The 22,555-nt window shown below is 75.0% G+C and carries 20 protein-coding genes and 1 other RNA gene; 13 read left to right on the top strand and 8 right to left on the bottom strand.

The window, feature by feature from the left end; all coding sequences use genetic code 11:
- Nucleotides 1-44: 44 nt before the first annotated feature.
- The 6 genes from INN71_RS05455 to INN71_RS05430 form a co-directional block, all read right to left on the bottom strand.
- Nucleotides 45-3,035, bottom strand: coding sequence for a DEAD/DEAH box helicase family protein (locus INN71_RS05455; RefSeq protein WP_301799809.1), 2,991 nt, complete (start codon nt 3,033-3,035; stop codon nt 45-47).
- Nucleotides 3,019-6,045, bottom strand: coding sequence for a bifunctional [glutamine synthetase] adenylyltransferase/[glutamine synthetase]-adenylyl-L-tyrosine phosphorylase (locus INN71_RS05450; protein WP_301799808.1), 3,027 nt, complete (start codon nt 6,043-6,045; stop codon nt 3,019-3,021). The genes INN71_RS05455 and INN71_RS05450 overlap by 17 nt, the downstream gene beginning before the upstream one ends.
- Before the next feature lie 19 nt (nt 6,046-6,064).
- A complete protein-coding gene (locus INN71_RS05445; RefSeq protein ID WP_277498874.1) occupies nt 6,065-7,402 on the bottom strand; it encodes a glutamine synthetase family protein in 1,338 nt (445 codons plus the stop codon).
- A 38-nt stretch (nt 7,403-7,440) separates the two neighbouring features.
- Complete coding sequence (locus INN71_RS05440; RefSeq protein WP_301799807.1) at nt 7,441-7,923, bottom strand: BLUF domain-containing protein; 483 nt, start codon at nt 7,921-7,923, stop codon at nt 7,441-7,443.
- Nucleotides 7,920-9,962, bottom strand: coding sequence for an NAD(+) synthase (locus INN71_RS05435; RefSeq protein WP_301799806.1), 2,043 nt, complete (start codon nt 9,960-9,962; stop codon nt 7,920-7,922). The genes INN71_RS05440 and INN71_RS05435 overlap by 4 nt, the downstream gene beginning before the upstream one ends.
- Before the next feature lie 73 nt (nt 9,963-10,035).
- On the bottom strand, nt 10,036-10,329 hold the full coding sequence (locus INN71_RS05430) for a hypothetical protein (protein ID WP_301799805.1): 294 nt from the start codon (nt 10,327-10,329) through the stop codon (nt 10,036-10,038).
- A gap of 66 nt (nt 10,330-10,395) precedes the next feature.
- On the opposite strand from INN71_RS05430, the gene INN71_RS05425 reads away from it, so the two are divergent.
- Nucleotides 10,396-11,439, top strand: a complete 1,044-nt coding sequence (locus tag INN71_RS05425) for a zinc-binding dehydrogenase (protein WP_301799803.1) — start codon at nt 10,396-10,398, stop codon at nt 11,437-11,439.
- A gap of 151 nt (nt 11,440-11,590) precedes the next feature.
- The gene (gene panB / locus INN71_RS05420) at nt 11,591-12,469 is read left to right on the top strand and encodes a 3-methyl-2-oxobutanoate hydroxymethyltransferase (protein WP_301799802.1); all 879 of its coding nucleotides are present in this window, start codon (nt 11,591-11,593) and stop codon (nt 12,467-12,469) included.
- Between the two features lie 59 nt (nt 12,470-12,528).
- Here panB and INN71_RS05415 read toward each other — a convergent pair whose 3' ends face one another.
- Nucleotides 12,529-12,738 (bottom strand): hypothetical protein, encoded by a 210-nt coding sequence (locus INN71_RS05415; RefSeq protein ID WP_277498881.1) that lies wholly within the window; start codon nt 12,736-12,738, stop codon nt 12,529-12,531.
- 47 nt (nt 12,739-12,785) lie between these two features.
- Here INN71_RS05415 and map point away from each other — a divergent pair, with 47 nt between their 5' ends.
- Genes map through INN71_RS05395 form a run of 4 tightly spaced genes read left to right on the top strand, consistent with a single transcriptional unit; the run spans nt 12,786 to nt 17,121 of the window.
- Nucleotides 12,786-13,637 carry a type I methionyl aminopeptidase gene (gene map, locus INN71_RS05410; RefSeq protein ID WP_301799801.1) on the top strand — a complete coding sequence of 284 codons (852 nt, stop codon included), beginning with the start codon at nt 12,786-12,788 and terminating at the stop codon, nt 13,635-13,637.
- A gap of 54 nt (nt 13,638-13,691) precedes the next feature.
- Nucleotides 13,692-15,350 carry a circularly permuted type 2 ATP-grasp protein gene (locus INN71_RS05405; protein ID WP_277498883.1) on the top strand — a complete coding sequence of 553 codons (1,659 nt, stop codon included), beginning with the start codon at nt 13,692-13,694 and terminating at the stop codon, nt 15,348-15,350.
- Nucleotides 15,344-16,279 carry an alpha-E domain-containing protein gene (locus INN71_RS05400; RefSeq protein ID WP_277498885.1) on the top strand — a complete coding sequence of 312 codons (936 nt, stop codon included), beginning with the start codon at nt 15,344-15,346 and terminating at the stop codon, nt 16,277-16,279. The genes INN71_RS05405 and INN71_RS05400 overlap by 7 nt, the downstream gene beginning before the upstream one ends.
- 2 nt (nt 16,280-16,281) lie before the next feature.
- Nucleotides 16,282-17,121, top strand: coding sequence for a transglutaminase family protein (locus INN71_RS05395; protein WP_277498887.1), 840 nt, complete (start codon nt 16,282-16,284; stop codon nt 17,119-17,121).
- Between the two features lie 15 nt (nt 17,122-17,136).
- On the opposite strand, the gene INN71_RS05390 is transcribed toward INN71_RS05395, so the two are convergent.
- Nucleotides 17,137-17,619: a tetratricopeptide repeat protein gene (locus INN71_RS05390; protein WP_277498888.1), complete on the bottom strand. Its 483-nt coding sequence runs from the start codon at nt 17,617-17,619 to the stop codon at nt 17,137-17,139.
- Between the two features lie 73 nt (nt 17,620-17,692).
- On the opposite strand from INN71_RS05390, the gene rnpB reads away from it, so the two are divergent.
- The 7 genes from rnpB (at nt 17,693) to INN71_RS05355 (ending at nt 22,503) form a co-directional block, all read left to right on the top strand.
- Nucleotides 17,693-18,096, top strand: an RNA gene (rnpB, locus tag INN71_RS05385) — RNase P RNA component class A.
- 164 nt (nt 18,097-18,260) lie between these two features.
- Nucleotides 18,261-18,683 carry a PPOX class F420-dependent oxidoreductase gene (locus INN71_RS05380; RefSeq protein ID WP_277498889.1) on the top strand — a complete coding sequence of 141 codons (423 nt, stop codon included), beginning with the start codon at nt 18,261-18,263 and terminating at the stop codon, nt 18,681-18,683.
- A gap of 21 nt (nt 18,684-18,704) precedes the next feature.
- A complete protein-coding gene (locus INN71_RS05375; RefSeq protein WP_277498891.1) occupies nt 18,705-19,127 on the top strand; it encodes a hypothetical protein in 423 nt (140 codons plus the stop codon).
- Nucleotides 19,128-19,132: 5 nt separating this feature from the next.
- Entirely contained in the window at nt 19,133-19,597 is a 465-nt protein-coding gene (locus INN71_RS05370) for a M23 family metallopeptidase (RefSeq protein WP_277498894.1), read from the top strand.
- A gap of 29 nt (nt 19,598-19,626) precedes the next feature.
- Nucleotides 19,627-20,277: an endonuclease gene (locus INN71_RS05365; RefSeq protein ID WP_277498896.1), complete on the top strand. Its 651-nt coding sequence runs from the start codon at nt 19,627-19,629 to the stop codon at nt 20,275-20,277.
- 443 nt (nt 20,278-20,720) lie between these two features.
- The gene (locus tag INN71_RS05360; RefSeq protein ID WP_277498897.1) at nt 20,721-22,049 is read left to right on the top strand and encodes a thiamine pyrophosphate-binding protein; all 1,329 of its coding nucleotides are present in this window, start codon (nt 20,721-20,723) and stop codon (nt 22,047-22,049) included.
- Nucleotides 21,973-22,503: a thiamine pyrophosphate-dependent enzyme gene (locus INN71_RS05355; RefSeq protein ID WP_277498898.1), complete on the top strand. Its 531-nt coding sequence runs from the start codon at nt 21,973-21,975 to the stop codon at nt 22,501-22,503. Before INN71_RS05360 ends, INN71_RS05355 begins: the two co-directional genes overlap by 77 nt.
- The last annotated feature ends 52 nt before the right edge of the window (nt 22,504-22,555 follow it).

The raw sequence follows: 22,555 nt of genomic DNA, 5'->3' as shown, positions 1-22,555 counted from the left end.
GACCCCAGCACCCTCCGAAGTCACGGGTGGGGCGACGCGCGCGCTCAGCCCCAGTGCCGCCGCAGCACCGACGAGACGCGGAACGGGTCGCTGCCGTGCTGCGCCGCGAGCACCCCCGTGCCCTCCGGCGACCCGGTCCACAGCGCGCGCGGCTCGCCGCCCGCCCACCGGGCCCAGGCGCGGGCGTAGGCGCCCGCGCGGTCGGCGTTGCTCCCGAGCACGCCGGGCACGGGGTGCCAGGCCTCGCCGTCGTGGTCGACCTCGCCGCGGGCCGCGCGTCGCAGCACCGCCCGGGGATCGCCCTCGGGCGGCGGCGGGGACAGGACCCGCCGGGCGACGAGGTACCGCGGTCGCTCGACGGGCCCCAGGGCCTCCTCCAGCGCCGTCGCGAAGGTGCGCGAGGCCTCCTCGTCGACGTGCACGAGCCGGGTCCGGTGGGTGCCGTCGGGGTCGACGCTCGTCCGCACCGCGTCGGCTCCGACGGGCACCAGCCCCACCTCGTGGAGGGCGTCCGCCACCGCGGCCGCCACCTGGTGCACCGACGGAGCGCTCCGGGCGTGGGCGAGCACCGCCCGGGCGTGCGCCGCGCGCCGCCGCGCCCGCTCCCGTCGTCGTACGACGTGGTGCCCCACCCCCGCGAGCAGGCCGACGCCGGCGCCGGCGACGACCCCCGCCTCGCTGCCGGCCACCGCCAGGGTCGCCCCGCCGAGCGTGGCCCCGCCGAGGACCAGCCCGGCCCCGGCGTCGCGGCCCAGCGCCACGCGCTCGTCGCGCGCGGCCTCCGCGTCGAGGACCGGCGGCGTGCGGGGCTCGACGACGAGCGGCCCCGCTCCCCCGGGTGCGGCCGGCAGGACCCCGGCGGGCGCGCCCGGGTGGGCCCGCAGCCGGACCGCCGTGCCGACGACGTCGTCGTACGGCTCCCCCACCCGCCAGCGCTCCCGCACCCCCGCCCGGTCGGCGGCCCGCACCCGCGCACGCGCGTTGAGGCGGTCGAGGTCCTCGACGGGCGGCGGGCGGTACGGCGAGAGCAGCGGGTCGAGGTGGGCCACGCCGTCGACGACGTCGCCCGCGTCGTCCACGCCGAGGAAACCGGTGTGCTTGCGCACGAGGCGGTGCCAGTCCGCGTCGCCCTGCGGGTGCTCCGGCGCGAGGCACACCACCGTCCAGCTGACGGCGACCTTGTCGGGCCACGCGGGGTCGGTGCGCAGCGCGCGGCCGCGCACCTGCACCACCGACTGGCTGGTGGTCGCCGCCGTCAGGTCGACCACCCCCGTGACGCGCCGGGCGTCCCACCCCTCGCCGAGCAGGCCCTTGGTGCCGACCAGCACGCGCCCCCCGCCCGCCTCGAACCAGGCGGTCACCTCCCGCACCCAGCGGCGGCTGCGCCAGGCCCCGGTGGTGCCGACGAGCCGGGCCAGCGGCGCCGCCCCCGCCTCGGGGGTGCCCTCCGCGACCGGCTCCACGCGCAGGGTCGCCGCCAGGCCGGGGTCGTGCGCGGCGACGTGGGCGGCCAGGTCCGCGAGCGTCCCCGGCGCCCCCGCCACGGTGCGGGCGGTCACGAGCAGCGGGCCCAGCGCCGCGGTCACCGGGTCGGCGGCGAGCCGGTCCAGGATCGCCCACGCCGATCCGGCCCGGCCGTCCACGACGCCGCGCAGCGTCATCGGCACGGTCGCCGTGGCGCTCTCGTGGTCGCACAGGACGAGCAGCCGCAGGCGGTCGCCGAGCTCGGCGGCCTCGTGGGTGACGATCTCGACCGTCGCCGTGGCCTTCGCCTCCGAGCGGGCGAGCACGCGGTCAACGACGCTGCGGCCCCGCCGTACCCCGCTGCGGGTCCATACGCGACCCACCGCGGGGAGGGTGCGTCGTACGACGTCGAGGACCCGCGCGTCCTCCGGGTCCGCGCTCGGCACGACGCAGCGGCGCAGCCAGTCGTCGAGGAGCAGCACCCAGTCGTCGACGTCGGGCGGCACCCGGTGCTCCTCCCGGGGCCGGGCGCCCTCGGGGAGCTCGAGGAGGCCGGCGTGGGCGAGGCGCAGCGCCGCGTCGGCCAGCCGGGGCTCGGCCAGCGCCAGCGTCGACCACGCCACCCGGCGCTCCGCGCGCGTGGGCTCGACGAAGCGGCGCTCCAGCCAGGCGCGGAACGGGGTCGTCCCGAACGCCGGGTCCTCGAGCATCGCCCGGAGCTCGGCGAAGCGCAGGCCGCCCTCGGCCAGCCAGTCGCGCTCCGCGGGAGTCGGGGTGGTGAACCAGGCGGTCTCCGCGAACGGCGCCAGGTCGCCCTCGCGCACGACCGCCGGGACGCTGGCGGCGTAGGCCACCGGCCCGAACAGCGTGTCGACCACGGCGCCCTGCGCCCGCGACAGCGTCTCGCGGGGCGTCGCGGTCAGGCCGAGCACGCGGGCGCCGGGCACCCGGTCGAGCAGCGCGACCAGCAGCTCCCCCCACAGGTCGAGCAGGTGGTGGCACTCGTCGAGCACGAGCAGGAGCGGGCCCGCGGTCGCCAGGCGCTCGACGAGGTCGGCGCCGTTGGGGTGCAGCCGGGCCACGAGGTCGTCCCCCGGCTCCCCCGCCTCGTCGGGTACCCCCGGCTCCCCCGGCTCCCCCGGCTCCCCCGGCTCCCCCGGCTCCCCCGGCTCATCGGGTACGTCGGGCTCCCCGTCGTCGGCGCGGAAGACCGCGACGGACTGGTAGGTCAGCGCGGTGAGCCCGGCGTCCAGCGAGCGGTCGGTGCCGACCTCGAGGCCGAACGCGCGCGCGGCGACGGCCCACTGCCCCTGGATCGCGGTGTTGGGGGCCAGCACCACGACCCGCTCCGCCTCGCCGGTCGCCAGGGCGTCGCGGGCCACGGCCAGGCCCACCCACGTCTTCCCCGACCCGGGCGGCAGCACGACCCACGAGCGGGACGGCAGGCCCGCGGCGCGCTTGGCGCCGTGGTCGGCGGCGAGGGCCGCCAGGGCGAGGCGCTGGTGCCGGCGCCAGCCCGCTGCCCCGGGCGGCGGCGCGGGAGGAGCGGCGGTCTCAGCCCCAGAAGACACGGTCGACGACCGCCCGCGCGTGCCGCGTGGTGCGGAGGTGGTCGTTGACCATGGCGTCGACCTCGCCGGTCGCGTAGCCCAGCACCTCGGCGACGGCGCTGCGCTCGCGCGTGTCCCGCGGCAGCTGGTCCGACGGCTTGCCCCGCACGAGCGTGACCGCGTTGCGCAGACGGCTGACCAGCCGCCACGCCTCGGCCAGGGTCGCGGCGTCCTCGTGGCCGAGCAGGCCCGCCTCCCGTGCCGCGTCGAGCGCCTCGAGGGTGCGCGGCGTGCGCAGCCCGGGCACGCGACCGGCGTGCTGCATCTGCAGCAGCTGCACGGTCCACTCGATGTCGGCGAGCCCGCCACGGCCGAGCTTGAGGTGGGTCGCGGGGTCGGCGCCGCGCGGCAGCCGCTCGGTGTCGACGCGCGCCTTGATGCGGCGCACCTCCGCCACCGCGTCCTCGTCGAGCCCGTCGGCGGGGAAGCGCAGGGGGTCGACCAGCTCGTGGAAGCGGGCCCGCAGCGTCGTGTCGCCGACGACCGCGTCCGCGCGCAGCAGCGCCTGGAACTCCCACACCGACGACCAGCGGCGGTAGTAGGCGGCGTACGAGTCCAGCGTGCGGACCAGCGGGCCCTGCTTGCCCTCGGGGCGCAGGTCGGCGTCGACCTCGAGCGGCGGGTCGGTGCCCGCCACGCCGAGCTGGCCGCGCAGCTCGCCCACCACCGCCTGGGCGTACGACGCCGCCGCGGCCGCGCGGTCGGCGTCGACCTGGCCGTCGGGCCCGGGCAGCGGGTCGTGCACGAACACGACGTCGGCGTCGGAGCCGTAGGAGAGCTCGAACCCGCCGTAGCGGCCCATCGCCACGATCGCCATGCGGGTCGGCGGCCCGTCGAGGCCACGGGCGCGGGCGACCGCGCGCATCGCGGCGTCGAGGGTGGCCTCCAGCGTCGCGTCGGTGAGGCGCGACAGGGCGGCCCCCACGGTCGCGACGTCGGTGACGCCGAGCAGCTCGCCGCAGGAGATGCGGAACAGCTCGCGCCGCCGTACCGCCCGCACGGCGCGCACGGCGGCGCCCAGGTCGTCGTGGCGCCGCGCGCCCGAGAGCATCTCGGCGGTGAGGGCCTCGGCGCTCAGCGGCGCCAGGTCTTGGCCCAGGATGCGCACGCCCTCGGGCTCGCGCTGCAGCAGGTCGGTGGCGTAGCGCGAGGTGGCCAGCACCCGGGCGAGCCGCTCGGCGACCTCGCCCTCGTCGCGCAGCAGCCGCAGGTACCACGGCGAGGAGCCCAGCGACTCCGAGATGCGGCGGAACCCGAGGAGGCCGGCGTCGGGGTCGGGGGCGTCGGCGAACCAGGCGAGCAGCACCGGCAGGAGCGTGCGCTGGATGCGGGCGGTGCGCGACAGCCCGGCGGTGAGCGCCTCCAGGTGCCGCAGGGCGGCGGCCGGGTCGAGGTAGCCGAGCGCGGCGAGCCGCTGCTCGGCCGACTCCGGCGAGAGCCGCGCGTTGGCGCCGGGGATGCGCGCGACCGCCTCGAGCAGCGGGCGGTAGAAGATCTTCTCGTGGAGGCGACGCACCTCGCGGCGGTGGTGGCGCCACTCCTTCTCCAGCTCCACCACGGCGTTGCGGGCGTGGCCCATCGAGCGGCCGAGGCGGCGCAGGTCGGCCTCGTCCTCCGGCACGACGTGGGTGCGGCGCATCTGCCACAGCTGCATCCGGTGCTCGAGGGTGCGCAGGAACGCGTAGGCCTCGTGCAGCGCGCGGCCGTCCTCCTGCCCGACGTACCCCCCGCGGGTCAGCTCGGCGAGCGCGCTCAGGGTGGCCTGGCTGCGGATCCGCTCGTCGCCGCGCCCGTGGACGAGCTGGAGCAGCTGCACGGCGAACTCGACGTCGCGCAGCCCGCCCGAGCCCAGCTTGAGCTGCCGCGCCGCCTCCTTCGACGGGATGTGCTCCAGCACCCGGCGCCGCATGGCGCGCACGTCGGTGACGAAGTTGTCGCGCTCCGCCGCCCGCCACACGAAGGTCTGCGCCATCTCCAGGTACGCCGCACCCAGCGCCGCGTCGCCGGCCACCGGGCGGGCCTTGAGCAGCGCCTGGAACTCCCAGGTGCTGGCCCAGCGCTCGTAGTAGCCCTCGTGGCTGGCCAGCGTGCGGGACAGCGGGCCGTGGCGGCCCTCGGGCCGCAGGTTCGCGTCGACCGGCCAGATGCTGCCCTCGCCCGTGTGGTCGGAGCAGACCTGCATGAGCTGCGAGGCGAGCTTCGTCGCCGCGCGCGTCGCCGCGTCCGGGTCGGCGCCCTCGGCGGGCTCGTGCACGAAGACGACGTCGACGTCGGAGACGTAGTTGAGCTCGTGGCCGCCGCACTTGCCCATGGCGACGACGGCCAGGCGCACGTCGGCGGCCGCCTCGCCCACCCGGGCGCGCGCCACGGCGAGCGCCGCCTCGAGGGTGGCCGAGGCCAGGTCGGAGAGCTCGGCGGCGACGTCGTCGACCCCGAGGTGGTGGGCGAGGTCGCGCGCGGCGAGACGCAGCAGCAGGCGCCGGTACTCCACCCGCAGCGCGTCGACCGCCGCGCGGTCGGCGTCGGGGCCGGGCAGCGCGGAGACGGGGTCGGTGTCGGCCGGGTCGGCCCCGACGGCGCGCAGCAGGCTCTCGCGCAGCGCCCAGGCCGCCGGCCGCGTCGAGCCCAGGAAGGGGTCGGTGAGCTCGCGCCACTGCTCGGGGTGGCGCGCGAGGTGGTCGCCCAGTGCCGTGCTCGCGCCGAGCACGGTGAGGAGCCGCATCGCGGTGCCCTCGTCGTCGGCGAGAGCCGTGAGGAGCGCCTCGGCGCCGCCCGCGACCTCGTGCTCGCCCACCCGGTCGACGAGCTGGACGAGCTGGGCCAGCGCGGTGTCGGGGTCGGCCGTGCGCGCGAGGATGGTGAGCACCGCCGGCGCGTGCGCACCGAGGGTCGTCAGCCGCTGCGCCGCCTCGTCGACGTCGGCGAAGCCGGCCCGCAGCAGCGTGGCGCGGCTCGGCGCCCGCTCGACCACCGGTTCCCCTCCCGCCCGGTCAGATGACCGGCAGCATGCGGTCGCGCTCGAAGGCGGAGACCTGGGTGCGGTACTCCTCCCACTCCGAGCGCTTGTTGCGCAGGAAGAAGTCGTAGACGTGCTCCCCCAGCGCCTCGGCCAGCAGCTCGGAGGACTCCGCGATGGTGATGGCCTCCGATAGCGTCTTGGGCAGCGGGTCGATCCCCAGGCTCTTGCGCTCGCGCTCGGTCAGCGACCAGACGTCGTCCTCGGCCTCGCGCGGCAGCTCGTACTCGTTCTCGATGCCCTTCATGCCGGCGGCCAGCACGACGGCGTACGCCAGGTAGGGGTTGCACGCCGGGTCGATCGTGCGCAGCTCGACGCGGGTCGACTGGCTCTTGTTGGGCTTGTACATCGGCACGCGCACCATGGCGGAGCGGTTGTTGTGGCCCCAGCAGATGTACGACGGCGCCTCGCCGCCCCACAGCAGCCGCTTGTAGGAGTTCACCCACTGGTTCGTCACCACGGTGATCTCGCCCGCGTGCCGCATGAGGCCGGCGATGAAGTGGCGCCCGGTGCGGGACAGCTGGTACTCCGCCCCCGCCTCCCAGAACGCGTTGCGGTCGCCCTCGAAGAGCGAGACGTGCGTGTGCATGCCCGAGCCCGGGTGCGACGTGAACGGCTTCGGCATGAAGGTCGCCCAGATGCCCTGGCTCAGCGCGACCTCGCGGATGACGGTGCGGAACGTCATGACGTTGTCCGCCGTGCTCAGCGCGTCGGCGTACCGCAGGTCGATCTCCTGCTGCCCGGGCCCGCCCTCGTGGTGGCTGAACTCCACCGAGATGCCCATCGCCTCGAGCATGGTGATCGCCTCGCGGCGGAAGTCGGAGCCCATCGACTGCGGCGTGTGGTCGAAGAAGCCCGTGCGGTCCACCGGCACCGGGTCGGCGCCGACCTCGGGGATGTCCTTGAGCAGGTAGAACTCGATCTCGGGGTGCGTGTAGAAGGTGAAGCCCTTCTCGGCCGCCGCCGCCAGGTTGCGCTTGAGCACGAACCGCGGGTCGGCGTACGACGGGCTGCCGTCCGGCATCACGACGTCGCAGAACATGCGCGCGGTCGAGGGGCCCGTCGCGCGCCACGGGAGGATCTGGAAGGTGGACGCGTCGGGCAGCAGGAGCATGTCGGACTCGTAGACCCGCGCGAAGCCCTCGATGGCCGAGCCGTCGAAGCCGATGCCCTCCGAGAAGGCCCCCTCGAGCTCCGCCGGCGCGACGGCGACCGACTTCAGCGACCCGAGCACGTCGGTGAACCAGAGCCGGACGAACCGGACGTCGCGCTCTTCGAGTGCGCGGAGAACGAAGTCTTCCTGCTTGCCCATGGCGCCACCCTAGTGGTCGGCGTGCACCGGCCCGCGGCTCACCGGACGTTCTCGCGGAACACGCGGTGGAAGGTGGCGGCGAGGCCGGGCGCCCCGGCGCCGGGGCTGAGGTCGACCCCGGTGCGGAGGAAGTCGGTGAAGCCCGGCACGGCGGCCATCGCGTCCGCCCCGAGCTCGCGGAACCCCATGGTCCACTCGGGGAACGCGCGCTCGTCCACCTCCTCCTCCACCACCACGAGGACGCCGCGGTGGCGGGGGTCGGCGGAGATGGTGGCGAAGAGGGACCGCACCGTCTCCCGGGGCCCCTCGAGCGTCTGCACGATGTTGCCGTCGGCGTAGAGCAGCGCCCCGGTGACCCCCGTCGCGGCGTTGCCGGCCCGCGAGTGCGCCAGGATCGCGGCGAGGTCCTCGGACGTCAGCTTCGGCACGGCCGAGCTCAGGTAGGTGAGCGACAGCAGGCCGCCCGCGTCGCCGGGCACGGCTCCCCCGTCGCCGGGCACGGCTCCCCCGTCGCCGCTCACGCCTCCTCCGGCACCCGCTCGAGGTCGGCCAGCCAGGCTGCGGCCGTCGCGTCCGACGGCATGCGCCAGTCGCCGCGCGGGCTCATCGTGCCGCCCGCCGAGACCTTGGGGCCGTTGGGCAGCGCGGAGCGCTTGAACTGGCTCGCGAAGAAGCGGCGCACGAAGACGTCGAGCCAGCGCCGGATCTCGGCGAGGTCGTACTCGGCGCGCCGGTGCTCGGGGAAGTTCGGCGGCCACTCCCCCGCCTCGCGGTCGCGCCAGGCGTGCCAGGCGAGGAGCGCGATGCGGCTCGGCGCCATGCCGTAGCGCAGCACGTGGAAGAGCGTGAAGTCCTGCAGCGCGTAGGGCCCGACGCTGTCCTCCGTGCGCTGCGGCAGCTTGTCCTCGCGGGTGGGGATGAGCTCGGGGGTGATCTCCTGCTCGAGGATCTCCCCGAGCACCGCGTTGGTCTCGTCCTCGAACAGGCCCGCGCCCATCACCCAGCGGATGAGGTGCTGCACCAGCGTCTTCGGCACGCCCGAGTTGACCGTGTAGTGCGACATCTGGTCGCCCACGCCGTACGTGCACCAGCCGAGCGCGAGCTCGGAGAGGTCGCCGGTGCCGAGCACGATGCCGCCACGGTGGTTGGCGAGGCGGAACAGGTAGTCCGTGCGCAGGCCCGCCTGCACGTTCTCGAAGGTGATGTCGAAGACCTCCTCGCCCTGCGCGTAGGGGTGGCCGAGGTCGGTCAGCATCTGGCGCGCGGCGCCGGTGATGTCGATCTCCTCGAACGTCACGCCGAGCGAGCGCGAGAGGCGGGTGGCGTAGGACTTCGTCTCCTCGCCGGTGGCGAAGCCGGGCAGCGTGAACGCGTGGATGTCGCTGCGCGGGCGCCCGAGGCGGTCCATCGCGCGGGCCGCGACGATGAGCGCGTGCGTCGAGTCGAGGCCGCCGCTGACGCCGATGACGACCTTGGGCTGGCCGATCGACTCCAGGCGCCGCTCCAACCCCGCGACCTGGATGCTGTAGGCCTCGTAGCAGTCCTGCGCGAGGCGCTCGGCGTCGTCGGGCACGAACGGGTAGCGCGCGAGCTCCCGGCGCAGGCCGACGTCGCCGGTCGGCGGGTCGAGCTCGAACTCGATGAGCCGGAACGCCCCGTCGCCGAGCACGGCGCGCCGGTTGTCGTCGAACGTGCCGGTGCGCAGGCGCTCCAGGCGGGTGCGGTCGAGGTCGGTGTCCACGACCGTGCGGCGCGGCCCGTCGGGGAACCGCTCGGTCTCCCCCAGCAGCTCGCCGTGCTCGTAGACCATCGTCTGGCCGTCCCACGAGAGGTCGGTGGTGGACTCGCCCTGGCCCGCCGCGGCGTACACGTAGGTGCCGAGGCAGCGCGACGAGGCGGAGCGGGCGAGCAGCTTCCGGTCCTCGGCACGGCCGACGGTGATGGGGCTGCCGGAGAGGTTGAGCAGCAGGGTGGCGCCGGCGAGCGCGGCGTGCGCGCTCGGAGGGACCGGCACCCACATGTCCTCGCAGACCTCGACGTGCAGCACGAGGCCGCGCACGTCGGTGGCCGAGAAGAGCAGGTCGGAGCCGATCGGCACCTCCTGGCCGGCGAGCACGGTCGTGCCGCCCACGTCGTCGCCGGGCGCGAACCAGCGGCGCTCGTAGAACTCGCGGTACGTCGGGAGGTAGGACTTCGGCGCCACGCCCAGGACACGCCCGCGGTGGATGACGATCGCGGTGTTGAGCACCCGGTTGCCGTGCACCAGCGGCGCGCCGACGACGAGCACCGGCAGCAGGTCCGCCGACGCCGCGACGATCTCCGCGACCGCCTCGAGCGTGGCGTCGAGGAGCACGTCCTGGAGGAAGAGGTCCTCCGCCGAGTAGCCCGTGAGGCACAGCTCGGGGAAGACGGCGACGGCCACGGCGTCGTCGTGGCAGGCCCGGGCCTGCTCCAGCACCGCCGCCGCGTTGGCTGCCGGGTCGCCCACCACGACCGGCAGCGTCATCGCCGCCACCCGCGCGAACCCCTGCGCGTACACCGAGGACCACTCCACGCTCACACCACCGTCCCGGCCCGCGGGCCGCTCGCCACCGTCCGTGCGTCCGGCCGCCCGGTACCACCGGGCGCCGCGTCTAACCCTCGCCCCGACCCTCGCCCCGACCCTCGCCGCGGGCCCCGTGCTCGCGCTCGATGCGCCGCAGCCGCTCCCGCGCGCCCTCCTGGTCGTAGCCGCGCCGGAGCTCGCGGCGCAGCACGACGGCCAGCGGCAGCCAGAAGAACAGCACCACGAAGAGGAACAGACCGACCTGCACGGGCGTCGACACCGGCACGAGAGCGACCGCCACGACGAACACCACGAGCAGCCACAGCGGCGCTGAGTGCACGCGCCCCACGGTGCGGGCGTAGCGCGTCAGCAGGGAGGTCACCCCCGCATGGTGCCACCCCCGTGCGCGACCGTTCCGGCGGCCGCACGCCGTCCTATAGTTGAAGTTGTGACTACCACCTTCGCCGCCGTCGTCGGACCGTCCCGCACCACCCTCGAGCACGAGGAGGCGCCGGCCGAGCTGGCACCGGGGACGGTGGAGGTGGCGATCACCTACTGCGGCATCTGCGCCACCGACACGCACAACCACACGTCGGGCGGGAAGGTGCCCCCGGCCGTGTTCGGCCACGAGTGGACCGGCACGATCGCCCGCGCCGCCGACGACGTCACCGGTCTGGAGGTCGGGCAGCGCGTGCTGGCCAGCGTCGGCCCCGCCTGCGGGTCGTGCGCCATGTGCCGCGCGGGCCACGCCGACCACTGCGACCTCGCGTTCGCCGAGGCCAACGGCGTCGCCCCGGGCTCCCCCGCCCACGGCGGGTTCGCCACCTCCCTCGTCGTCCCGGCCCGCCGCGTCGCGCCCGTGCTCGACACGCTCAGCGACGTCGAGGCCGCACTGGTCGAGCCCACCGCGGTGACCTTCCACGCCGTACGGCGCACGCGGCAGCGCCTCGGTGCCGTCGTCGTCGTGCAGGGCGCGGGCCCCATCGGGCTGCTGACCGCCCAGCACGCGCGTCACGCGGGAGCGGGCCGGATCATCGTCGTCGAGCCCAACGAGGCCCGCCGCCGCGCCGCCACCGAGCTCGGCTTCACCGAGGTGCTGGCCCCCGGTGACGCCGCCCGCGACGCCGTGCTGGCCGCGAGCGACGGGCTGGGCGCCGACGTGCTCTACGAGTGCACGGGCGTCGCCGCCCTCCTGCAGCCCTCCGCCGAGCTGGTCCGCCGCGGCGGCACGCTGTCGCTCCTCGGGTTCCCCATGACCGACTCGACGGTCAGCTACGGCGACTGGCAGGTGCGCGAGCTCACCGTCATCGGGTCGCTGGCCTACACCCACGACGACTTCCTCGGCGCGCAGCGCGCGATCGCCGACGGCTCGGTCCGGGTGGCCGGGCTGCACACCGGCACGATCGGGCTGGGCGACCTGGAGGCCATGTTCACCGAGCTCGACTCCGGCGCGACCGAGCACGCCAAGGTGCTCGTGGACCCGCGCCGCTGAGCCGCGCCGCACCCCCGGCCGCGGCGTCCGTCACCCACCCACCCGGGGTGACGGGCGCCACGTCCGCGGCGGTCGTGCCGGTCGTACGCTGGGCCGCGGTCCGGGGACTCCACCAGGGAGCCGCGAGAACGCACAGATCAGGAACTCGACGATGAGTGACGCCACGAACGAGGGGCCCAGCCCGTACGGATCGGGGTCGCAGGCGCCCGCCGCGACACCCCCGGGCGGCAGCAGCCCCCGCCGCATCCGCACCCACCACCTGCGCGACATGAAGGCACGCGGCGAACGGTGGACGATGCTGACGGCCTACGACATGTACACCGCGCAGGTCTTCGACGAGGCGGGCGTCGAGGTGCTCCTCGTCGGCGACAGCGCCTCGAACAACGTGTTCGGCAACGAGACGTCCCTGCCCGTGACCGTGGACGAGCTGCTCCCGCTCACCCGCGCCGTCGCCCGCTCGGCGCGCCGCGCCCTCGTGCTCGGCGACCTGCCCTTCGGCAGCTACCAGGCCAGCCCGGAGCAGGCCTACCTGACCGCGGTGCGGTTCATGAAGGAGGGCGGTGCCCACGCCGTCAAGCTCGAGGGCGGCGCCGAGATGGCCGCCACCATCACGAAGCTGACGCAGGGCGGCGTGCCGGTCTGCGCCCACATCGGCTTCACCCCGCAGTCCGAGCACACCCTCGGCGGCTACCGCGTGCAGGGCCGCGGCGAGGCCGCCGAGCGGGTGCTCGCCGACGCCCGGGCGGTCGCCGACGCGGGCGCCTTCGCCGTGGTGATGGAGATGGTGCCGGGCGACGTCGCCGCGCAGGTCACCCGCGAGCTGACCATCCCCACCGTGGGCATCGGCGCCGGGCCCGACTGCGACGCCCAGGTGCTGGTCTGGCAGGACGCGTTCGGGCTCCGCTCGGGCCGGATGCCCCGGTTCGTGAAGCAGTACGCCGACGTCCGCTCCGTGCTGCTCGACGGCGCGCGGGCCTACGTCGACGACGTGCGGGGCGGGACGTTCCCCGGTCCCGAGCACACCTTCTGAGCCGGGCCCCCGGGACCCCGGGCGCCCTGGGGAGCCGCCGCAGCCGGGCGACGAGGTGCTCAGCCCTCGCGGGGCGCCTCGTCGTCGTCCGCGGCCTCCCACGCCTCGTTGCGCTGGGCCACCCGCTCCAGCGCGCCGGCCGCCTCCTCGCGCGTCGCGAAGGGGCCGAGCCGGTCGGCGTTCCGGCAGCCCTTGCGGGGCTCGACCGTGTGGTGCTTGAGGCAGAACCACCAGTCGTCGGGGGCGTTGTCGGAGGAGGTGCGGGCCATGCCCCCGAACCTACGGGGCGCCCGGGGCCGGCGGTAGCGTGACGCGCATGCGTCCCCCGCTCGTCCCCGGCACCGTCTCCCCCACCCGCCCCGTCCCGCGGGACATCCCGCGGCCGGAGTACGTCGGCAGGCCGGCCCCGGCCCGCTTCGAGGGCGACGACGTGCAGGACGAGGAGACGATCGCGCGGATGCGCGTGGCGGGTCGCGTGGCCGCGCAGGCGCTGGCCGAGGTGGGGCGCGCCGTACGCCCCGAGGTGCCGACCGACGAGCTCGACCGGATCGGCCACGAGTTCCTCTGCGACCACGGCGCCTACCCCTCGACGCTCGGCTACCGCGGCTACCCGAAGTCGCTGTGCTCGTCGATCAACGAGGTCATCTGCCACGGCATCCCGGACTCGACCGTCGTCGAGGACGGCGACATCGTGAACATCGACATCACGGCGTACCTCGACGGGGTGCACGGCGACACCAACGCGACCTTCCTGGCCGGCGACGTCGACGAGGAGTCGCGCCTGCTGGTCGAGCGCACGCGCGAGGCGCTGGAGCGCGGCGTCAAGGCGGTGCGGCCCGGGCGGCGCACCAACGTCATCGGGCGGGTCATCGAGGCCTACGCGAAGCGGTTCGGGTACGGCGTCGTGCGGGACTTCACCGGCCACGGCATCAGCACGCACTTCCACTCGGGCCTCGTCATCGCGCACTACGACAACGACCACTACGCCGACGAGATCCGCGTCGGCATGACGTTCACCATCGAGCCGATGCTCACCCTCGGCACGCCCGAGCACGACATGTGGGACGACGGCTGGACGGCCGTGACCAAGGACCGGCGCCGCACGGCGCAGTTCGAGCACACCCTGCTCGTCACCCCCACCGGCGCCGAGGTGCTGACGCTGCCCTGAGACCTGGGGGCGGCAGGCAACACCCGCGTTACAGGTCGTCGGTAACCTCCGAGCATGACCGCCATGTTCGAGGGCTACCCGGGAGCGCAGGGGCCGGCGTACGACGAGATGTTCGACCCCGCGGGGCTGCGTGCGTCGTACCAGCAGCTGTCCCGCTCGCTCGAGGAGATGAGCGAGTCCGACCTGCGCGGGCGCGTCGACGCGCTGCAGACGGCGTACCTCGACCAGGGCGTCACGTTCGACATCGGCGGGGAGGAGCGGGCGTTCCCGCTCGACATCCTCCCGCGCGTCATCGAGATGGAGGCGTGGAACCGCATCGAGAAGGGCGTGCAGCAGCGCGTCAAGGTGCTCGAGATGTTCCTCGACGACGTGTACGACGCGGGCCGCGTCTTCGAGGACGGCGTCATCCCGCGCACGGTCGTGACGACCTCGTCGCACTACCACCGGGCGGCCGCCGGCATCACGCCGCCGAACGGCGTGCGCATCCAGGTGTCGGGCATCGACCTCATCCGCGACAACGCCGGTGAGTTCCGCGTGCTCGAGGACAACGTGCGGGTGCCCTCGGGCGTCTCCTACGTGATGACGAACCGGCGTGCGATCTCCTCGGCGCTGCCCGAGACGTTCGCCCAGCACCGCATCCGGCCGGTCGCCTCCTACCCGCAGCGGCTGCTCTCCGCGCTGCGCGCCGCCGCCCCCGCCGGCGTGACGGACCCGACCGTGGTGGTGCTGACGCCGGGCGTCTACAACGGCGCGTACTTCGAGCACGCGCTGCTCGCCCGGACGATGGGCGTCGAGCTCGTCGAGGGCCGCGACCTGGTGTGCCGCCGCGGCCGCGTGATGATGCGCACCACCCACGGCCTCGAGCAGGTGCACGTCATCTACCGCCGCGTCGACGACGAGTTCCTCGACCCGGTGCAGTTCCGCGGCGACTCGCTGCTCGGCTGCCCGGGCCTCATCAACGCCGCCCGCGCCGGCAACGTGACGATCGCGAACGCGGTCGGCAACGGCGTCGCCGACGACAAGCTCGTCTACACCTACATGCCCGACCTCATCCGCTACTACGTGGGCGAGGAGCCGGTGCTCCGCAACGTCGACACGTGGCGGATGGGCGAGCCGGAGCACCGCGAGGAGGTCATGGACCGCCTCGACGAGCTGGTGCTCAAGCCGGTCGACGGCTCGGGCGGCAAGGGCATCGTCATCGGCCCGCGCGCGACGCGCGCCGAGCTCGACGAGCTGCGCGCCAAGGTGCTCCAGGACCCGCGGGCGTGGATCGCGCAGCCGGTGGTGCAGCTCTCGACGGTGCCGACGTTCGTGGGCGGTCGGATGGCCCCGCGCCACGTCGACCTGCGTCCCTTCGCCGTCAACGACGGCCAGCGGGTGTGGGTGCTGCCGGGCGGCCTGACCCGCGTGGCCCTCGCCGAGGGCGAGCTCATCGTGAACTCCTCGCGGGGCGGCGGCTCGAAGGACACCTGGGTGCTCGCCGGGCCGGGAGCGGGGCAGCACCGACCGCTGGCGACGCGGCCCGCGAGCACCAGCACCTCTCCCCCGGTCTCCGGCCCCGCGCTGGGCGCGGTGACGGGCGTCGAGCAGGAACAGCAGCAACAGCAGCAGATGGGGCAGCAGATGGGGCAGCAGCTGGGGCGACCGGCGAGCCGGGCCGCCGCGGCCGGGACCGTGGGCACCACCGAGGACGAGGGGGACGGCGCGTGCTGAGCCGCATCGCGGAGTCGATGTTCTGGATCGGGCGCTACGTCGAGCGCGCGGAGGACACGGCCCGCATCCTCGACGTGCAGACCCAGCTCATGCTGGAGGACCCGACGGTCGACGAGGCCGCCACCTGTCGCACCCTGCTCTCGATCATGGGCGTGCCCCACGACGAGGACGCGCCGGTGAACCGGCAGACCATCCTCGAGCTGCTGGCCTACGACGCGCAGGCCCCCGCCTCGATCGCCGCCGCCCTCGCCGCCGCCCGGGAGTCCGCGCGCCGGGCGCGCGAGACGCTCTCGGAGCCGATGTGGGAGGCGGTGAACACGACGTGGCGTGCGCTGCCCTCGGGGCGCTTCCGCACCCTGCGACCCCCGGCCGTGTTCGGCTGGGTGCGCGACCGCGCGGCGCTCGTCAACGGCACGGCCGAGGCGACGATGACGCGCGACGAGGGCTACCAGTTCCTCGTGCTGGGCCGCAGCATCGAACGGGCGGACATGACGGCGCGGCTCGTCGCGACCGCGGCCCTGACCGGGTCCAGCGCGTCGTCGGCGTGGACCTCGACGCTGCGCGCGTGCGGTGCGTACGAGGCGTTCCTGCGCACCTACCGCGGTCTGGAGACCGACCGGGGCGCGGCGGAGTTCCTGCTGCTCGACCGGCTGTTTCCCCGCTCGATCGTGCACTCGATCAGCCGGGCGGAGCAGTGCCTGGAGAACCTCGAGGCGGGCGGTCAGCGCGCCGGCTTCCAGAACGACGCGCAGCGGCTGCTGGGCCGCACCCGCGCCGACCTCGAGTACCGCTCGCTGTCCGACGTCGTGGCGAACCTCCCGGCGGAGATGGAGCGGCTGCAGTACACGTGCGCCGCCGCGACCGAGTCCGTGACCCGCCGGTACTTCGCCGGCTCCGAGGCGACCGAGTGGCACGGAGGTGTCCTGTGAGCATGCAGCTGCGCATCACCCACACGACCGGCTACGAGTACGACGGGAAGGCCATCACGTCGTACAACGAGGCGCGGCTGACCCCGCAGACCTCGCCGGAGCAGATCGTCGTGCACACCCGGCTCGACATCACCCCGACGCCCTGGACGCACACCTACCGGGACTACTTCGGCTCGCAGGTCACGGCGTTCGAGGTGCTGGACCCGCACGACGCGCTGACGGTGCAGGCGCACGCGACCGTGCACACGAACCGCTCGCCGCTCCCGCCCCCGTCGCTGCCCTGGGCGGACCTCGCGACGCCCGAGGTGGCCGACGTGCACACGGAGTACCTCGTGCTCTCCGAGGCCGTCGCCCCCACCGACGACTTCGCCGCCGAGGTGCGGGCGATCGGCACGGACGCCGCCACCCCCGGCGAGGCCGCGATCGGCGTGTGCGCGCTCGTGCACGCCGAGGTCGACTACCTGCCCGGCTCGACCGAGGTCGGCAGCCGCGCGGCCGTGGCGTGGGAGCAGCGCGCCGGGGTGTGCCAGGACATGACCCACCTCGCGATCGGCGGCCTGCGCACGCTCGGCATCCCCGCCCGCTACGTGTCCGGCTACCTCCACCCCCGCGCCGACCCCGAGATCGGCGCGACGGTGCAGGGTGAGTCCCACGCCTGGGTCGAGTGGTGGGACGACGGGTGGCACGCCTTCGACCTGACCAACGACCAGCCCATCGGCGACCGCCACGTCGTGATCGCCGCCGGGCGGGACTACGGCGACGTGCGCCCCCTGTCGGGCATCTTCGCCGGCTCCCGCACGTCGCGGATGTTCGTCGAGGTCGAGGTCACCCGGCTGGCCTGAGGGGTACGGCGCGCCTCAGCGCAGCTGGTCGACCGTGCCCGTCCGCTCGGCGAGGCGGCGCTCGATGCGCAGCACCGTCGTCTCGTGCTCCGGGTCGCCCGTCATGGCGGCCGCGAGGCGCGCGTGCGGGAGGGCGTCGGCGTACCGGGACTGCCGCTCGAGGCTGCGGGCCAGCGCGTGGCGCACCCAGTCGTCGCTCGGGTTCTCGTCAGCGAGGCCGCGGAGCTCCTCGTCGGCCCGCTGCAGTTGCGCGCGCAGGAGGTAGGCCCACGCGCGCAGGCTGCGCAGTCCGTAGTTGCCGGGGTCGACCTCGAGGGCGGGCTCGAGCACGTCGAGCGCCTCCTTCGGCGCGCGGCGGGCGAGCAGATCGTGCGCCGTGCGGTGCGCGCCCGTGGGGTCGGCCGCCTGGCCGGGGAAGACGATGGCCGGGGCCTGGATCTCGTGGCCGGTCTCGTGGCCGGTCTCGTGCTGGATCTCGTGCTGGATCTCGTCGTTCATGGTGCTCCTCTCGTGGGGCGCCCGGACAACGTTCGGCGACCCGGTCGGATTCCCCTATCCTTGCGCGAGCGGATGGGCTGGCCGGGCGGCCGCGGCGCGCTCCACGGAGGGCGTCGAGGAAGGTCCGGGCTCCACAGGGCGAGGTGGTGGGTAACGCCCACCCGGGGTGACCCGCGGGACAGTGCCACAGAGAACAGACCGCCCGCGCCGACCTCGGTCGGTGCGAGCAAGGGTGAAACGGTGGTGCAAGAGACCACCAGCGCTCCGGGCGACCGGAGCGGCTCGGTAAACCCCACCTGGAGCAAGGTCGAGAAGCCTCCCCACGGGGAGGTGCGCGTGCGTTCGAGGGCTGCCCGCCCGAGCACGCGGGTGGACTGCACGAGGCCGTCGGCAACGGCGGCCCTAGATGGATGGCCGCACATCGGTGCCCGGCGACGGGCCCGAGGACAGAACCCGGCCTACAGGCCAGCCCGTCCGCTTCCCGGGCCCGTGCGCCTGGGTGCCGCGCCTGGGACGCCGCGCTCGGGACGCCGCGCCTGGGACGCCGCGCTCGGGGCGCCGGGCTCCACCCCGTGTGCCACGGTGGGGGCATCTCCCGCGCGCTCCCGCCCGGGGTCCCCGACACGATGGAGATGATGCACGTGACCGAGTCCCCGCTCAGCCCGTCGGCCCGCGCGATGCTGGCGAAGCCGAACCCCGCCGTCATCGCCACCACCCGCCGTGACGGGCAGCCCGTCTCCGCGGCGACGTGGTACCTGCTGCAGGACGACGGCCGCGTCCTCGTGAACATGGACGAAGGCCGCGTCCGCCTCCAGCACCTGCGGCGCGACCCGCGGGTCAGCCTCACCGTCATCGACCAGGCGGACTTCTACACCCACCTGACCCTCATCGGTCGCGTCGTCGACATCCACGACGACCCCGACCTCGTCGACATCGACGCGCTGTCCCGGCACTACACCGAGCAGCCCTACGCCCGCCGCGACCGGCTCCGCGTCAGCGCCGTCATCGAGGTCGACCGCGTGCACGGCTGGGGCGAGCAGAAGAACAACGACCAGGCCTCCTGAGTGGTCCGCACCGTCGCGGGGTTGCGTCCGGTCTGGTCGCGGACGACCGGGGCCCTGCTCCTGCTGCTCCTCGTCGAGGTCGTCCTGGTCGTCGCCGGCGCGCCGTTCGACGGCCTCGTGACCCGGGTGGCGTGGGGACCGGCCGTCGTCGCCGCCGCGCTCGTCGCGCTCTCCCTCCTCGTGGCGGTGGCCCCGCGCTCCCCCGTCGGCGCCCCCGTCCGCCTGGCTCCCCCCGTGCGCGGGGAGTGGACGGCGGTCAACAGCCCCGGTCAGCGCCTGCCCAGCCACGGTCGGCGCGCCCGTGGGCAGTACAGCGCCGTCGACGTCTGCGGCCGGGCGACGGGCGGGAGCCCACCCCTCGTGCGGCTCGGCCTGCGCGGCACGCGGCCCGAGCGATACCCGGGGTACGGCGAGCCGTGCTGGCCATGGCCCCCGGCGAGGTAGCGCGGGTGCTCGACCGCCAGCGGGACCACCGGGCCCGCGACACGTGGCAGGGCCTGACGTTCATGGTGACCTTCGAGGGCCTGCTGCGCGACCTGGCCGGCACGGCCCGGGTGCTCGGCAACCACGTCGTCGTCGCGCACGACGACGGCACGGCGGCGGTCTACGCGCACCTGCGGCGGGGGTCGGCCGCCGTACGGACGGGGCAGCGGGTCGGCGTCGGCGAGCTGCTCGGCCGAGTGGGCAACACCGGCAACACCTCCCTCCCCCACCTCCACGCGCAGCTGATGGACCGCACCGACGTCGAGAGCGCGGCCGGTCTCCCGCTCGTCTGGTCCGACGTCGAGCTGACCGGGGAGATCGACGCCCGCTTCGCGGCGTACGCGAAGGCGCCGGAGGCGTCCGCCCTGCCCGGGATGCCCCGCAACGGCGAGGTCTTCCTGGCCGGCGAGGGGCACGAGCCGCACGCGTGACGAGCGTCGGTCGACCTACGCTCGGCCGCATGACCGACCGCGACGTCCTCCGGAGGCTGCTCGACCGGCACGGCACCACCTTCGCCGAGGACGCCGGCATCCGGCTCACGGACGAGCCGGCGCCGTTGTGGCAGCTGCTCGTCCTCACCCTCCTGCTCTCGGCGCGCATTCGCTCCGACGTCGCGGTCGCCGCGACCCGCGAGTTGCTCGACGCCGGCTGGCGCACGCCGCAGCGCATGCAGGACTCCCCCCGTCGCTCGCGCGTCGCCGCCCTGGGCCGGGCGGGCTACCGGCGCTACGACGAGCGCACCGCCACCCGGCTCGGTGAGCTGGCCGACGCGGTGCTCGACCGGTACGCCGGCGACCTCCGCCGGCTGCGTGACGGCGCCGACGGCACCCGTGGCGTCGAGGAGGAGCTGCAGGGATTCGGGGGCATCGGCCCGGCGGGTGCCGCCATCTTCTGCCGCGAGGTGCAGGGCGTGTGGCCCGGGCTCGCGCCGTACGTCGACGACCTCGCCGCCCGCGGCGCCGAGCGGCTCGGGCTGCCCTCCGACGCCGACGCACTCGCGGGTCTCCTGGACCGCGACGACCTCCCGCGCCTGGTCGCCGCCTGCGTCCGGGCCGCCCGCGACGCCGCGGTCGCGGACGCCGCTGCGGATGGCGATACCGACGAGGGCTGAACGCTGCCGTCTTCGACGCGAGCTGGCCCCACTCAGGGCGGCAGGCTGTCGCTAATTACACAAGCGTAGTTCTTATGTGATAGTGGGCCTTGCGTCCCGCTCGGGGCGTCCGTACCGGGCGGGCACCCGGCCGAGGAGAAACGCAATGAGCAAGCCCCCACAGGTCCCCAAGAAGGGCGGCGGCACGCAGGAGCGCGACCGCAACAAGGACGGTCGCTGGCGCGACAAGCGCAGCGACGCTGGCAAGAAGCGCACCTGAGCCAGTAGGGCGGGGAAGCCCGTACTGGGGAAGGGCCCGGAGACACACCACATGTCTCCGGGCCCTTCTGCTCCCCACCGTAGTCAAGGACGTCGTGGGACGTGCGCCGGGCCGGCCTGGGTACCAGGCGACGTGGATCCCGCCAGCGCACCCGCCGTACCCGTTCCGACCGCGGGGGCCGCTCGTGACCCGCACGGTCGCCGACCTCGTCGTCGAGCGCGTCCGCGCCTGGGGCGTGCACCGGGTCTTCGGCTACACGGGTGACGGCATCAACCCCGTCATGGGCGCGCTGCGCCGCGCCGACGGCGACGCCGCCTTCGTGCAGGCCCGCCACGAGGAGCAGGCCGCCCTCATGGCGGTCGGGCACGCCAAGTTCACCGACGGCATCGGCGTGGTGCTCAGCACCCAGGGCCCGGGCGCGGTCCACATCCTCAACGGTCTGTACGACGCGAAGCTCGACCACGTGCCCCTCGTCGCGATCGTCGGCCAGCAGCCGACCACCGCGCTGGGCTCGGAGTACCAGCAGGAGATCGACCTGCCCGCGCTCTTCAAGGACGTCGCGGCCCAGTACGTGCAGTCGGTCCTGTCGCCGGAGTCGGCGCCCATGGTGCTCGACCGCGCCTTCCGCACCGCGCTGGCGACCCGGAGCCCCTGCGTCGTCGTGCTCCCCCACGACGTGCAGACCGCCGAGGTGCCCGAGCCCCTCCCCCACACGCACGGCGTCGTGCCGACCACGCCGACCTGGCGCACGCCGGTCGTCGTACCAACGGACGCGGACCTGCGCGCCGCCGCCGAGGTGCTCGACCGCGGCGAGCGCGTCGCCCTGCTCGTGGGCCAGGGAGCCCGGCACGCCGGCGACCAGGTCCGCGCCGTCGCCGAGCGGCTCGGCGCCGGCGTGACGACCAGCCTGCTGGGCAAGCCGTGGTGGGACGAGACGCTGCCGACCAGCGTGGGGGTCATGGGCCACCTCGGCACCACCGCGTCGGGCTGGCTGATGGACGAGTGCGACACCCTCCTCGTCGTCGGCAGCAACGACCCGTGGACCGAGTACTACCCCGCCCCCGGCCAGGCCCGCGCGGTGCAGGTCGACATCGACGGGCGCCACCTCGGCAACCGCTACCCCGTCGACGTCGGGCTCGTCGGCGACGCGGCCACGACCCTGGAGCGGCTGCTCCCCCTGCTGCGCGAGCGCACCGACCGCTCGTGGGAGCAGGAGGTCGTCGCGCAGGTCGAGCGCTGGCACGACGTCGCCGAGCGCCGCGCCCGGGTCGAGGCGCACCCGCTCAACCCCGAGCTCGTCGTACGACGCCTCTCCGACCACCTGCCCGCGGACGCCCAGGTCGGGGTCGACGTCGGCTCGATCACCTACTGGTACGCGCGGCACCTGCGGCTCCCGCCCGGCGTCCCGGCCCCACCTCTCGTCCACGCTCGCGAGCATGGGCTCGGCCGTGCCCTACGGGCTGGCCGCGAAGCTCGAGCACCCCGACCGTCCCGTCGTGGCCCTCGCCGGTGACGGCGCGACCCAGATGACGGGGCTCGCCGAGCTCGTCACGGTGGCGTCGCGCTGGCGCGACTGGGCCGACCCGCGCTTCGTGCTCCTCGTCCTCGCCAACCGGGACCTCGCGGAGGTCACGTGGGAGCAGCGCGAGATGGAGGGCGAGCCCCGCTTCGACACCAGCCAGTCACTGCCCGACGTGCCGTACGCCGGGTGGGCCGACCTCCTCGGGCTGCGGGGCATCCGGCTCGACGACCCCGCCGACGTCGACGACGTGTGGCGCGCCGCCCTGTCGGCCGACCGGCCCGTCGTCATCGAGGCGGTCGTCGACGCGGACGTGCCGCTGCTGCCGCCGTTCCCCGCCGGCGCCCAGAAGCTCGACAGCTTCCGCGACGCCCTGGCCCAGGAGGGCGAAGCCGGCGAGCACGCCCGTGCCCTGCTCGACGAGCACGCCGCGCACGAGGGCGGCTAGGCGCTGTAACGCGGTGTCCGGGCTGCTGCACACGGCGCCGGCGCCGTCTCCA

This window comes from Nocardioides sp. ChNu-153, assembly GCF_030466625.1.
Taxonomy (GTDB): domain Bacteria; phylum Actinomycetota; class Actinomycetes; order Propionibacteriales; family Nocardioidaceae; genus Nocardioides.
Note: the sequence above shows the minus strand (reverse complement) of the source record. Positions and strands in the feature narration are given on the sequence as shown.

Excerpts from the sequence above, each read along its gene's own strand:
- INN71_RS05445 (WP_277498874.1), bottom strand. The coding sequence starts at position 7,402 with ATGGGCAAGCAGGAAGACTTCGTTCTCCGCGCACTCGAAGAGCGCGAC.
- panB (WP_301799802.1), top strand. The coding sequence starts at position 11,591 with ATGAGTGACGCCACGAACGAGGGGCCCAGCCCGTACGGATCGGGGTCG.
- INN71_RS05415 (WP_277498881.1), bottom strand. The coding sequence starts at position 12,738 with ATGGCCCGCACCTCCTCCGACAACGCCCCCGACGACTGGTGGTTCTGC.
- map (WP_301799801.1), top strand. The coding sequence starts at position 12,786 with ATGCGTCCCCCGCTCGTCCCCGGCACCGTCTCCCCCACCCGCCCCGTC.
- INN71_RS05405 (WP_277498883.1), top strand. The coding sequence starts at position 13,692 with ATGACCGCCATGTTCGAGGGCTACCCGGGAGCGCAGGGGCCGGCGTAC.
- INN71_RS05395 (WP_277498887.1), top strand. The coding sequence starts at position 16,282 with ATGCAGCTGCGCATCACCCACACGACCGGCTACGAGTACGACGGGAAG.
- INN71_RS05390 (WP_277498888.1), bottom strand. The coding sequence starts at position 17,619 with ATGAACGACGAGATCCAGCACGAGATCCAGCACGAGACCGGCCACGAG.
- INN71_RS05365 (WP_277498896.1), top strand. The coding sequence starts at position 19,627 with ATGACCGACCGCGACGTCCTCCGGAGGCTGCTCGACCGGCACGGCACC.
- INN71_RS05355 (WP_277498898.1), top strand. The coding sequence starts at position 21,973 with ATGGGCTCGGCCGTGCCCTACGGGCTGGCCGCGAAGCTCGAGCACCCC.